This window comes from Klebsiella sp. X1-16S-Nf21 (assembly GCF_002837615.1).
GTDB lineage: Bacteria > Pseudomonadota > Gammaproteobacteria > Enterobacterales > Enterobacteriaceae > Klebsiella > Klebsiella variicola.
The window spans coordinates 24901-37856 of record NZ_PJDK01000052.1 but is presented as its reverse complement, the minus strand read 5'-3'; the positions used below and the strand labels follow the sequence as shown (position 1 = coordinate 37856).

Below are 12956 nucleotides of genomic sequence, written 5' to 3'. Positions count from 1 at the left end.
TGCCGCGTTGTTTCCCCTTCTGGATGGTCTTTTCTTCCCCTTATAACCACCTATATTATTTTTCGTTAGTATCTATACACTGTTGATATAAATGATATAGTGGTTATAGCTAATCTCTTTTTTATTATTAAAACGTCTTATACATCATCGCTTTCAGGATGCGTTGCGGCTCCACTACGGCCAACTGCCGGGAGGCTGGCCTCACGGTCGACAAGTTGCCTGAACGTAAAGTGTATTAAGCGGCTTCATTTTACGCGCAAACGGATATCAGCATGAAACTACAACAGCTTCGCTACATCGTAGAGGTGGTGAACCATAACCTGAATGTTTCATCCACCGCCGAAGGGCTTTATACCTCCCAGCCGGGCATCAGTAAGCAGGTCCGCATGCTGGAAGATGAGCTGGGCATCCAGATTTTCGCCCGCAGCGGCAAACATTTAACTCAGGTGACACCTGCCGGGCAGGAGATCATCCGTATCGCCCGCGAGGTATTATCGAAAGTCGATGCGATCAAATCTGTCGCCGGGGAGCATACCTGGCCTGATAAAGGGTCGTTATATGTGGCGACGACCCATACTCAGGCCCGCTATGCGTTACCGGGGGTGATCAAGGGCTTTATTGAACGCTACCCGCGCGTGTCGCTGCATATGCATCAGGGCTCGCCAACCCAAATTGCAGAAGCCGTATCGAAAGGCAACGCCGACTTCGCCATCGCCACCGAGGCGCTGCATCTGTATGACGATCTGGTGATGTTGCCATGCTATCACTGGAACCGGTCGATTGTGGTAACGCCTGAGCATCCTCTGGCCGCGAAGGGCTCGGTTTCCATTGAAGAGCTGGCGCAGTACCCGCTGGTGACTTATACCTTTGGCTTTACCGGCCGTTCGGAACTGGATACCGCGTTTAACCGTGCGGGTCTGACGCCGCGCATTGTCTTCACCGCCACTGACGCCGACGTGATCAAAACCTATGTTCGCCTGGGGCTTGGGGTCGGGGTGATAGCCAGCATGGCAGTCGATCCGGTCTCTGACCCGGACCTGGTGAAGCTGGATGCGAACGGCATATTCAGCCACAGCACCACCAAAATTGGTTTCCGCCGTAGCACCTTCTTACGAAGCTACATGTATGATTTTATTCAACGTTTTGCACCCCATCTGACCCGGGATGTCGTGGATACCGCGGTGGCTTTGCGGTCGAATGAAGATATTGAAGCGATGTTTAAAGATATAAAACTTCCGGAAAAATAACCCTTAAAAAAATAATGGCATTCCCTGTGGGGAGTGCCATTGACTATCATGGTCCTAATTTAACATCTTAAACCTCGAACCAATCACAAAATTAATAATTTCTGGCAACACGTTTGTCATTATGCCCGCCGCGATCAAATAACCGGTTAAATATATTCCATCAGGCCTAAATTCACTGGATTAATCTTTTATCCATAATTAAGATTTATCTGTACCTGATGATTTGAGCAATTGGTGGTGACAATATGATAAGTAATATCGATTACATGAAACTGGCGATGTCATACGAGAATGACAAAACCGAAATCGATCCCGTTCTGCGTAGTCGCGTATGGGGCGTAGTGTTGGTAGGGCTGGCGATGTTCTGGAGCATCATCGCGCTTACCATCTGCAACATCTGGATTGTCAGCTAAAGCTGTAGGTCATCGTTGTAGATACATGTCATTTTTATGACAGTGAAAGGAAACTGTAATATAAAATCAGTGACCGGCAATACAGGGAGAATATATTTTGCCGCTGGATTCATCCAATCTGAAATCACTCACAAGAGCTAATCATAGCCAGCTGGCCGATTAGCTCTTTTTTTGTCCTCGTGTACTAATACAATATCGTCTTAATCATCGCTTCTGCACTATTTTGGTGCTATTTCTCCGATTCCAGGATAATTCCCGATTAATCACTGTCGACCTCGGCGCATTTAGCAATTTGGGTTGTTATCAAAGTGTTATGCTCGGTATGTGTTATCTTTAATGGAGACCCTGAGGAGAATCAGGGTATGCCATCCCTGAGATAAAGGAGGAGCTATGTCGTCAACCCTACGAGAAGCCAGTAAGGACACGCTGCTGGTCAACGAGAAAACCTGGCATTACTACAGTCTGCCGCTGGCAGAGAAACAGCTGGGCGATCTCAGTCGACTGCCTAAGTCGCTGAAGGTGCTGATGGAGAACCTGCTGCGCTGGCAGGACGGTGACTCGGTGACAGAAGAAGATATTCGTGCCCTGGCCGGCTGGCTGCAACAGGCCCATGCCGACCGGGAGATCGCTTACCGTCCCGCGCGCGTCCTGATGCAGGACTTTACCGGCGTGCCGGCAGTCGTGGATCTGGCCGCCATGCGCGAGGCGGTGAAGCGCCTGGGCGGCGACACCGCGAAAGTGAATCCGCTGTCGCCCGTCGATCTGGTGATCGACCACTCGGTCACCGTCGACCGTTTCGGCGATGACGAGGCCTTCGAAGATAACGTCCGTCTGGAAATGGAGCGTAACCACGAACGTTACGCTTTTCTACGCTGGGGACAACAGGCCTTCAGCCGCTTCAGCGTAGTGCCGCCGGGCACCGGTATTTGTCACCAGGTCAACCTGGAATACCTCGGTCGGGCCGTCTGGAGCGAAGAGGTGAATGGGAAGTGGATGGCGTGGCCGGATACCCTGGTGGGCACCGACTCTCATACCACCATGATTAACGGTCTCGGCGTACTGGGCTGGGGCGTGGGCGGGATTGAAGCGGAAGCCGCCATGCTGGGTCAGCCGGTGTCGATGCTGATCCCGGATGTCGTGGGCTTTAAGCTCAGCGGCAAACTGCGCGAAGGCATCACCGCCACCGATCTGGTGCTGACGGTCACCCAGATGCTGCGCCAGCACGGTGTCGTCGGCAAGTTTGTTGAATTCTACGGCGATGGCCTGGATACCTTACCCCTGGCCGATCGCGCCACTATCGCCAATATGGCCCCGGAATATGGCGCCACCTGTGGTTTCTTCCCGATCGATGATGTGACGCTTAGCTATATGCGTCTGAGCGGCCGTAGCGAAGAACAGGTCGCCCTGGTGGAAGCCTATGCCAAAGCGCAGGGCATGTGGCGCCAGCCGGGCGATGAGCCGGTCTTTACCAGCACCCTGGCGCTGGACATGGGCAGCGTTGAGGCAAGCCTTGCCGGGCCGAAACGGCCGCAGGATCGCGTGGCGCTCGGCGATGTGCCGAAAGCCTTTGCTGCCAGCGGCGAGCTGGAAGTTAACCATCCTCAGCGTCAGCGCCAGCCGGTGGATTATACGCTGAACGGGCATCACTATTCGCTACCGGACGGCGCCGTGGCCATTGCGGCCATTACTTCCTGTACCAATACCTCCAACCCCAGCGTGCTGATGGCCGCCGGTCTGCTGGCGAAAAAAGCCGTCGAGCGTGGCCTGCAGCCGCAGCCGTGGGTAAAAGCTTCCCTGGCGCCAGGCTCGAAAGTGGTGTCGGATTATCTGGCTCATGCCGGCCTGACGCCTTACCTCGACCAGCTCGGCTTCAATCTGGTGGGATATGGCTGTACCACCTGTATCGGTAACTCCGGTCCGTTGCCGGAACCTATCGAAGAGGCGATCAAAAAGGGCGATCTGACCGTCGGGGCGGTGCTTTCCGGTAACCGTAACTTCGAAGGGCGTATCCATCCGCTGGTGAAAACCAACTGGCTGGCCTCGCCGCCGCTGGTCGTCGCTTACGCCCTGGCGGGGAACATGAATATCGATCTTACCCGCGAGCCGTTGGGGCAGGGCAGCGATGGCGAACCGGTTTATCTGAAAGATATCTGGCCGAGCGGGGAGGAGATTGCCCGTGCGGTGGAACAGGTGTCCACTGAGATGTTCCGCAAAGAGTACGCGGAAGTGTTTTCCGGTACCGAGGAGTGGAAAGCAATCAAGGTGGAGGCGTCAGATACCTATAACTGGCAGGAGGACTCGACTTATATTCGCCTGTCGCCGTTCTTTGACGAGATGGGCGTCGAACCGCTGCCGGTAGAGGATATTCATGGCGCGCGGATCCTCGCCATGCTGGGCGATTCAGTGACCACTGACCACATTTCGCCGGCGGGGAGCATCAAAGCCGATAGCCCGGCAGGCCGCTATCTGCAGGAGCATGGGGTTGCCCGGCGCGACTTTAACTCCTATGGTTCCCGTCGCGGTAACCATGAGGTGATGATGCGCGGCACCTTCGCCAATATCCGTATTCGTAACGAAATGGTACCGGGAGTGGAAGGCGGTATGACCCGACATCTGCCGGACCGCGAACCGGTGGCGATCTACGATGCGGCGATGCAGTATAAAGCGGAAGGCATACCGCTGGCGGTGATTGCCGGTAAGGAGTATGGCTCAGGTTCCAGCCGCGACTGGGCGGCGAAGGGGCCGCGCCTGCTGGGCATTCGGGTGGTGATCGCCGAGTCCTTCGAACGTATCCACCGCTCCAACCTGATCGGGATGGGGATTTTGCCGCTGGAGTTCCCGCAGGGCGTCACCCGTAAAACGCTGCAGTTGACCGGGGAAGAGCGGATTGATATCAGCAATCTGCAGTCGCTTCAGCCTGGCGCTACGGTGCCGGTGACCCTGACTCGCGCTGACGGCTCGCAGGAAGTGATCCCTTGTCGGTGCCGTATCGACACCGCGACCGAGCTCACCTACTACCGCAACGACGGCATCCTGCACTACGTTATCCGCAATATGCTGTAAAACAAAGGGCCAGCATCGCTGGCCCTTTCTCTTTTATTCAATCGGTTTATTCCGCCGGCTTGCTGTTCAGCAAATGGCCCATTTTGGCGGCTTTAGTATCCAGGTAGTGAGCATTTTTCGGGTTACGCCCGACGATCAACGGTACCCGCTCCACAATGTTGATCCCGGCTTCGGTAAGAATTTCCACTTTTTTCGGGTTATTGGTTAATAACCGAACCTGCTCAACGTTGAGCAGTTTGAACATATCGGCGCACAGGGTGAAGTCGCGCTCATCGGCGGCGAAGCCCAGCTGATGGTTCGCCTCAACGGTGTCGTAGCCCTGATCCTGCAGCGCGTAGGCGCGGATTTTATTCAATAAACCAATGTTGCGTCCTTCCTGGCGGTGATAGAGCAGGATCCCCCGACCTTCTTCGGCGATATGCGACAGGGCCGCTTCCAGCTGAAAGCCGCAATCACAGCGCAGGCTAAACAGGGCATCGCCCGTCAAACACTCTGAATGGACGCGGGCCAGGACCGGCGACTGCCCCGAGATATCGCCATACACCAGCGCGACATGATCTTGTCCGGTTGCCAGTTCTTCAAAACCCACCATCAGGAAATCGCCCCATGGGGTTGGCAGTTTGGCTTCTGCCACACGTTTAAGCTGCATGTGATTCTCCAGATTCTGTCAGCACCTGAATGTGCTTTCTGTTTGCCGCTATTTTGCCACAAGGCCGGGACGTTCTCCTAATCGCGAACGGTTAGCCGCGTGGAAAGCGCACAAACGAACTACTTTCCGCTATGATGTTCATCTACAAGGAGAAGGAGAGAAAATGCTGTTGATTGCCCGACGAACCGCTCTCGCGGCGGCGCTGCTGCTTGTTATGCCTGTTACGGTCTGGCTGTCTGGTTGGCTGTGGCAGCCAGGACTGCCGGTTGCTATGTTGAAAACCCTCTGGTGGGTGACGGAAACGGTGACGCAGCCGTGGGGAATTATCACACATGTTGCACTGTGCGGCTGGTTTCTCTGGTGTCTTCGCTACCGGCTGCGCGCGGCACTGATCCTGTTCCTGATTCTTGCCGCCGCCATCCTGGTGGGACAGGGGGTTAAATCCTGGGTCAAAGCGCGGGTTCAGGAGCCGAGACCCTTTGTCATCTGGCTGGAAAACTCAAGACAGGTGCCGGTGACGCAATTCTATGCGTTGAAGCGTAAAGAACGCGCTAAACTGGTGCATGCCCAGCTGGCGCAGGCGCAGGACATTCCGCCGTTTTTACGCAAGCACTGGCAGAAAGAGACAGGCTTTGCTTTCCCGTCGGGTCACACGATGTTCGCCGCCAGCTGGGCGCTGCTGGCCGCCGGGCTGCTGTGGCCGCGTCGGCGTTGGGGCACGGTCGCCGTGCTGCTGGTATGGGCGACGGCGGTGATGGGCAGTCGCCTGGCGCTGGGCATGCACTGGCCGCTGGATCTCATTGTCGCCACGCTGATCTCCTGGCTGTTGGTCACGGTGGCCTGCTGGTTGACGCAGCGCCTGTGCGGGCCGCTCTCGCCGCCGGGAGAAGAGGCGCAGGATATTAAAAAACGGATGCCCGAAGCAGAATAATGTTGATTTTAGCGGCATCCGACCGCATATCCTGTACAGTTGCCATGCTTTTTCATTCCACCGCTGCGGCGAAAATGATACTTTATAGGGCTGAAAGCGGGCTTTTTTTCGCGCAACCCACATAACGGGAAGTCATGTGAAATATTTACTCATTTTCTTACTGGTGCTAGCAATCTTCGTCATTTCAGTGACGCTGGGGGCGCAGAATGACCAACAGGTCACGTTCAACTATTTACTCGCGCAGGGTGAATTCCGCATTTCGACACTGCTGGCGGTGCTGTTCGCCGCAGGCTTTGCCATTGGCTGGCTGATCTGCGGCTTGTTCTGGCTGCGGGTGCGTGTCTCGCTGGCGCGCGCGGAGCGGAAAATTAAGCGCCTTGAGCACCAGATTGCCCCCGTCAGCCCGGTCGCTGTCGACGCAGGCGTGCCTGCCGTGAAGGAATAACCTCTTATGCTGGAGTTGTTGTTTCTGCTTTTACCCGTTGCCGCCGCCTACGGCTGGTACATGGGGCGCAGAAGTGCACAACAGTCCAAACAGGACGATGCGAACCGCCTGTCACGGGATTACGTGGCGGGGGTTAACTTCCTGCTCAGCAACCAGCAGGATAAAGCCGTCGATCTGTTCCTTGATATGTTGAAAGAGGATACCGGCACCGTTGAGGCCCACCTGACGCTCGGTAACCTGTTCCGCTCGCGCGGCGAGGTTGACCGCGCGATCCGTATTCATCAGAGCCTGATGGAAAGCGCATCGTTAACCTACGATCAGCGCCTGCTGGCCGTCCAGCAGCTGGGGCGCGACTATATGGCCGCCGGGTTGTACGATCGTGCGGAAGATATGTTCAAACAGCTGGTGGATGAGACCGATTTCCGCCTGAGCGCTCTGCAGCAGCTGCTGCAGATCTACCAGGCGACCAGCGACTGGCAGTCAGCGATCGAAGTCGCTGAACGGCTGGTGAAGCTGGGTAAAGAGAAACATCGTGGCGAAATCGCCAACTTTTGGTGTGAGCTGGCCCTGCAGCAGATGGCGGCCAACGATCTGGATAAAGCGATGGCGCTGCTGAAGAAAGGCGCCGCCGCAGACCGCAACAGCGCCCGGGTCTCAATAATGATGGGCCGGGTGTGGATGGAAAAGGGTGATTACGCCAAAGCGGTAGAGAGCCTTGAGCGGGTTATCGATCAGGATAAAGAGCTGGTCGGTGAGACGCTGGAGATGCTGCAGACCTGCTACCAGCAACTGGGTAAAGCCGAAGAGTGGGAGGTTTTCCTGCGCCGTTGTGTGGATGAGAACACCGGGGCCACCGCTGAACTGATGCTGGCGCAGATCCTCGAGCAACGGGAAGGGGTCGAAGCCGCGCAAAACTACGTTACCCGGCAGCTGGAACGTCACCCGACCATGCGCGTCTTCCATAAGCTGATGGACTACCATCTCAACGAAGCGGAAGAAGGGCGCGCGAAAGAAAGCCTCGGGGTGCTAAGAAACATGGTCGGCGAGCAGGTGCGCAGCAAACCGCGCTATCGCTGCCAGAAATGCGGCTTTACTGCTCATACGCTCTACTGGCACTGCCCATCCTGCCGCTCGTGGGCCACCATCAAACCCATTCGCGGTCTCGACGGCCAATAAAGTCAAAAAAAAATCCCTCCATTAGTTACAACATACTCATCGTTTTTCTCCTCTCCAGACGCGGCCCCGGCAGCGCCATCGTCCGGCCAGCGCTACTACAGCAGTCTGTTATTTTGTTAGCATCACAGGTAGAATGCTGCCCGTTTACCTTTTTTGCGCCGCCCTGGCGCCCATCAACACTAAGGTCTGGTCATGACGTCTACAGCTATCACATCTTCCCGCGCTGTCACATCCTCTCCCGTTGTGGTTGCGCTCGACTATGATAATCGCGATAAAGCGCTGGCATTTGTCGACCGCATCGACCCGCGAGACTGCCGCCTGAAGGTGGGCAAAGAGATGTTCACCCTGTTGGGCCCGCAGTTTGTTCGCGATCTGCACCAGCGCGGGTTTGAGGTGTTCCTTGACCTTAAGTTTCACGATATCCCCAATACCACGGCCCGCGCGGTGGCGGCGGCGGCCGAACTCGGCGTATGGATGGTGAATGTCCATGCCTCCGGCGGCGCGCGGATGATGACCGCCGCGCGTGAAGCGCTGCTGCCGTTTGGTAAAGAGGCTCCGCTGCTGATCGCTGTCACCGTACTCACCAGCATGGAGGCCAGCGACCTGCAGGATCTGGGCATTACCTTATCCCCGGCTGATTACGCGGCGAAGCTGGCAGCGCTGACCCAACGCTGTGGTCTTGACGGGGTCGTGTGCTCAGCTCAGGAGGCGGTGCGCTTCAAACAGGAGCTGGGGCAGGCGTTTAAGCTGGTGACCCCGGGGATCCGTCCGCAGGGGAGCGAGGCTGGGGATCAGCGGCGGATTATGACCCCCGAGCAGGCCCAGGCGGCGGGGGTGGATTATATGGTTATTGGTCGCCCGGTCACTCAGTCGGCCGATCCTGCCGCAACGCTGCGGGCAATCAACGTCTCGTTGTCAAAGGAGGCATAATGAGCGATTCCAATAGCCGCCTGGTCTACTCCACGGAAACCGGGCGTATCGACGAAGCGAAACCGGCGCCGGTGCGGCCTAAAGGCGATGGTATTGTCCGTATTCAGCGCCAGACCAGCGGTCGCAAGGGCAAAGGCGTGTGCCTGATTAGCGGCATCGATGCTGACGATGCCGCGCTGAACGCCCTGGCTGCAGAGCTGAAAAAGAAATGTGGTTGCGGCGGCGCGGTGAAAGATGGTGTGATCGAGATCCAGGGTGACAAACGGGATTTGCTCAAATCGCTGCTCGAGGCGAAAGGAATGAAGGTTAAGTTAGCCGGTGGCTGAGTGCTATTTCGGCAATAATTAAAGTAATGCTGAAATAACAAGGCCGCGGTGAATGCCGCGGCCTTGAATGATTTAACGTGCGTAAGTCAATTCGTGTGAATTATTCTTTTATTTCGTCAGGTAATTATATTATTTGCCAACCTGGTGACCAATAATACCACCGACCGCCGCGCCACCCAGGGTTCCGAGTGCGCTACCGTCAGTTAACACCGCACCACCGATGGCGCCGGCGCCAGCACCGATAGCGGTGTTACGGTCACGTTTAGACATGTTAGAACAAGCGCTCAGAGACATTGCTACAGTGACAGCCAGAACGACGGCAGCCATTTTTTTGCTCGTTGAAGTCATCATTTTTTTCTCCTGAATAATCTATTCATGGATACTACGCTCCTTTAAGCATAGCCTGAAATAGCAGCTTTAGGGCAATTCCATGAAGTTAGGGTGCGCAGGTGTCACGAAAATCACGCAGGTGATAGTCACTTCCTGTTATATCGCTAATAATAATTTTACTTTTTTTTAAATGTATCGTCAGGTAAAAAATCTTAATTAGCGGCTCGGAATACTCTCAGAGCGTAATATCGCCCCGAATGGCGCATTGGCATGGCTCGGGGCGGGTAAAGATCAGACGTATGGCACGATATCGACGGTCAGGCCGCTGTGCAGTAACTGGTCGCGGCAGGCGGCCGGCAGGCGATCGTCGGTAATAACGCGGTTAAAGCGCCCGGCGGGACCGAGGGGATAGGGATGAACCGCGCTGAATTTCGAGCTGTCGCTGAGAATAATCGCTTCACAGTGCTTTTCCAGCACGGCGTTAACCACATCCGCACGCATCATATCGCGACCGGTAAAGCCGGTTTCTGCCTGCCAGCCATCGATCCCGATGAAGGCTTTGCTGAAATGCACCTGCTGGATGAACTGGCGGGTCAGCGGGCCCACCATGCTTTCACTGCGTTTCTGGTAAATCCCGCCCAGCAGGATCACCTCTCCCGGCGTCTCTTTCAGTAGATGGGCGATATAGCTGCTGACGGTTATGATGGTGATATCGCCGCGTTCGGCGAGGGTGCGCGCCAGCAGGGCGTTGCTGCTGCCGTTTTCGATGAATACCGTTTCGCCGGCGCTCACCAGCGCCGCCGCCCGGCTGGCCAGTTCACGTTTAATGGCGAAATGGGTCATCATGCGGGTTTCAACATCTTCACTGTCCAGTGGGACTGCATAGCCATGGGTGCGGCGCAAATAGCTCTGCTTTTCCAGCAGATTCAGATCCTGGCGAATGGTGACCTCTGAGACACCGGTCATCTTCGCCAGATCGGCGACGCTCATCCGGCCTTTATCAATGACCACTTGCAAAATACTTTGTTGTCGGGCGTTCATAGCAACATCACTGTTAGGGGGCTATATGGCGAGCAACCGGTATGAGTCACCGGTTGCGGCATGGGCGATAATCAGATTTCCCAGGGAGCCTTGGGCTGGTTTTTTTGCTCAGCGTCGTCCGCCGCCAGTGCCAGCAGCTCCGCTTTGAGGATTTCCAGATTATGGATCGCAGAGTGGTAATCACCGGCAACCAGAATATCCAGCACGGTATCGATACGTTGGGCGAGCAGGTGGGCATTCACATCTGACATGGCATTATCCTGGTAACAAAAACGAATGAAATCAATGATGCTAAAAATGGATGAAAAAGAGAAGCGAAAAAAACGCACAACCTTAATCGGTGCGACGGAAATAGCAGGATGGAGAGGAAAGAAGCAGCGGTTCCCGGAGGAACCGCTGTGAAGAGGCGTCAGACTGCCGGACGCGCAATAATGCTGCGGGTTTCCATGCGGACTTCGGCGATGGTGACATCGATAACGTCAGTCACTTTGTAGACCACCTCGCCCTTGATCTGCACGGTGCCGTTCTCCTGGCTGCACACCAGTTCGTCGCGAACGGCGTGGAGGAAGGGGGCCGGAATAAAGGCGACCGCGCCATTGTCCACCAGGCGCACGCGCATCCCGCCGCGGCTGATGTCGATGATCTCCGCCGCAAAACGGGTATCGGTCCCGGCTTTATCGTTGAGGAAACGGGCATACAGCCAGTCGGCGACGTCGCGCTCTGCCATCCGGTTAAGACGACGGCGCTCCGCCATCTGTACGGTGGCATCATCCTGTGGGCGCGCAATGGTCTCGCCTTTGATGATGGCCTTCAGCAGACGGTGGTTGATCATGTCGCCATATTTACGGATCGGCGAGGTCCAGGTGGCATAGGCCTCAAGGCCGAGGCCAAAGTGCGGGCCTGGCTCGGTGCTGATTTCCGCAAACGACTGGAAGCGGCGGATGCGGCTGTCGAGGAATCCGGTCGGCTGGGCGTCCAGTTCCCGGCGCAGCTTGCAGAACCCTTCCAGCGTCAGCACCTCCGTCGGGTCGACGTGCACGTCGTGGGTTTTCAGCAGCGCCGCCAGCTGTTCGGTATTCGCCGGGTCGAAGCCGGTATGGACGTTATAAACGCCGAAGCCGAGCTTGTCGCGCAGAACGCGGGCGGCACAGATGTTGGCGGCGATCATCGACTCTTCGACAATACGGTTGGCAATGCGACGTGGTTCCGCGACGATATCCAGCACTTCGCCTTTTTCGCCAAGAACGAAACGGTAGTCCGGACGGTCTTTGAACACCAGCGCATGGGTCTGACGCCATTCGCTACGACGCTGGCACACGTCCTTCAACAGTTTAATTTGCTGCGCGATCGCGTCGCTGCCCGGCTGCCAGCTGCCGCGGCCTTCCAGCCAGTCAGAGACATCGTCATAGGCCAGCTTGGCTTTCGACTCGATGGTGGCGGCAAAGAATTCGATGTTGTCTTCGATGGTGCCATCGGCCGCCAGAGTCATCTGGCAGGCCAGCACCGGGCGCACTTCGTTAGCGCGCAGGGAGCACAGGTCGTCTGACAGCTCGCGGGGCAGCATCGGAATATTGAAGCCCGGCAGATAGTTGGTAAAGGCGCGCACTTTTGCGGCCTTATCCAGCTTGCTACCTTCGGCAATCCAGGCGGTCGGGTCAGCAATGGCGACCGTCAGCAGCAGTTTGCCATCAGCAGTGGATTCGGCATACAGCGCATCGTCCATATCTTCGGTGCTGGCGCTGTCGATAGTGACGAAGTCGAGAGCGGTTAAATCGCGGCGCGTCAGCCCTTCATCGAGCATTTCCGTGGCCACGCCGTCCGGCGCTTCTTTTTCGAGGTTATGGCGCGCCAGGGTTACCCACCAGGGGACGAAGTGATCGTCGCTGAAGGTGATGAACTGGGTCAGCTCCGCGTAAAACCCGCGGTCGCCTTTTAACGGATGACGGCGCATCTCGGCGACGGCCCAGTCACCCTGTTTGAAATCATGCTCAACGCCACGGGCGGCGCGGCAGGGAATGGCATCTTTCAGCAGCGGATGGTCAGGAACGATAGCGAGGCGATCGTCTTTCTTCTGGACTTTACCGACGAAACGGGTCAGGAACGGCTCAACCAGGGTTTCTGGTTCGGCGCTTTCGCGATCTTTTTCAGAATGGATCACCGCGACGATACGGTCGCCATGCATCACTTTTTTCATCTGCGGCGGCGGAATGAAGTAGCTCTTCTGAGCGTCCACTTCGAGGAAGCCAAAGCCCTTTTCCGTGCCCTTAACGACCCCTTCCGCGCGCGGCGTCTGGGAATGCAGTTGCTGTTTAAGCTGCGCTAGCAGCGGGTTATCCTGAAACATAATTAGGTATTTTCGTGGCTAAAAGAGCGGCTGACATTTTTACGCGAATATGCCTGCCGCA

The 12956-nt window shown here is 56.3% G+C and carries 13 protein-coding genes; 8 read left to right on the top strand and 5 right to left on the bottom strand.

What is annotated here, in order from left to right; translation table 11 throughout:
• Positions 1 to 272: 272 nt before the first annotated feature.
• From cysB to acnA, 3 genes are all read left to right on the top strand, one after another.
• Positions 273 to 1247 carry an HTH-type transcriptional regulator CysB gene (cysB, locus tag CW267_RS20955; RefSeq protein ID WP_008807786.1) on the top strand — a complete coding sequence of 325 codons (975 nt, stop codon included), beginning with the start codon at positions 273 to 275 and terminating at the stop codon, positions 1245 to 1247.
• 245 nt (positions 1248 to 1492) lie between these two features.
• The gene (locus tag CW267_RS20950) at positions 1493 to 1660 is read left to right on the top strand and encodes a YmiA family putative membrane protein (RefSeq protein ID WP_002901776.1); all 168 of its coding nucleotides are present in this window, start codon (positions 1493 to 1495) and stop codon (positions 1658 to 1660) included.
• Positions 1661 to 2050: 390 nt separating this feature from the next.
• Entirely contained in the window at positions 2051 to 4723 is a 2673-nt protein-coding gene (gene acnA, locus CW267_RS20945; RefSeq protein ID WP_100781364.1) for an aconitate hydratase AcnA, read from the top strand.
• Positions 4724 to 4769: 46 nt separating this feature from the next.
• Here acnA and ribA read toward each other — a convergent pair whose 3' ends face one another.
• On the bottom strand, positions 4770 to 5372 hold the full coding sequence (gene ribA / locus CW267_RS20940; RefSeq protein ID WP_008807788.1) for a GTP cyclohydrolase II: 603 nt from the start codon (positions 5370 to 5372) through the stop codon (positions 4770 to 4772).
• A gap of 163 nt (positions 5373 to 5535) precedes the next feature.
• Between ribA and pgpB the strand changes: the two genes are divergently transcribed.
• From pgpB to yciH, 5 genes are all read left to right on the top strand, one after another.
• Positions 5536 to 6303, top strand: coding sequence for a phosphatidylglycerophosphatase B (gene pgpB, locus CW267_RS20935; RefSeq protein WP_008807789.1), 768 nt, complete (start codon positions 5536 to 5538; stop codon positions 6301 to 6303).
• A 136-nt stretch (positions 6304 to 6439) separates the two neighbouring features.
• Positions 6440 to 6748, top strand: a complete 309-nt coding sequence (locus CW267_RS20930) for a LapA family protein (protein ID WP_012542047.1) — start codon at positions 6440 to 6442, stop codon at positions 6746 to 6748.
• Positions 6749 to 6754: 6 nt separating this feature from the next.
• Positions 6755 to 7924: a lipopolysaccharide assembly protein LapB gene (gene lapB / locus CW267_RS20925; protein ID WP_008807790.1), complete on the top strand. Its 1170-nt coding sequence runs from the start codon at positions 6755 to 6757 to the stop codon at positions 7922 to 7924.
• A gap of 192 nt (positions 7925 to 8116) precedes the next feature.
• The gene (gene pyrF / locus CW267_RS20920; RefSeq protein ID WP_022065864.1) at positions 8117 to 8854 is read left to right on the top strand and encodes an orotidine-5'-phosphate decarboxylase; all 738 of its coding nucleotides are present in this window, start codon (positions 8117 to 8119) and stop codon (positions 8852 to 8854) included.
• On the top strand, positions 8854 to 9180 hold the full coding sequence (yciH, locus tag CW267_RS20915) for a stress response translation initiation inhibitor YciH (protein WP_008807792.1): 327 nt from the start codon (positions 8854 to 8856) through the stop codon (positions 9178 to 9180). Before pyrF ends, yciH begins: the two co-directional genes overlap by 1 nt.
• 129 nt (positions 9181 to 9309) lie before the next feature.
• Here the strand turns inward: yciH and osmB are convergent, their stop codons facing one another.
• The 4 genes from osmB to CW267_RS20895 form a co-directional block, all read right to left on the bottom strand.
• Positions 9310 to 9528, bottom strand: coding sequence for an osmotically-inducible lipoprotein OsmB (osmB, locus tag CW267_RS20910; protein ID WP_002901783.1), 219 nt, complete (start codon positions 9526 to 9528; stop codon positions 9310 to 9312).
• Between the two features lie 273 nt (positions 9529 to 9801).
• The gene (locus tag CW267_RS20905; protein ID WP_008807793.1) at positions 9802 to 10551 is read right to left on the bottom strand and encodes a DNA-binding transcriptional regulator YciT; all 750 of its coding nucleotides are present in this window, start codon (positions 10549 to 10551) and stop codon (positions 9802 to 9804) included.
• Positions 10552 to 10622: 71 nt separating this feature from the next.
• Positions 10623 to 10802, bottom strand: a complete 180-nt coding sequence (locus tag CW267_RS20900) for a hypothetical protein (protein WP_012542045.1) — start codon at positions 10800 to 10802, stop codon at positions 10623 to 10625.
• A 158-nt stretch (positions 10803 to 10960) separates the two neighbouring features.
• Positions 10961 to 12895 (bottom strand): exoribonuclease II, encoded by a 1935-nt coding sequence (locus CW267_RS20895; protein ID WP_049008959.1) that lies wholly within the window; start codon positions 12893 to 12895, stop codon positions 10961 to 10963.
• Between the last annotated feature and the right edge of the window lie 61 nt (positions 12896 to 12956).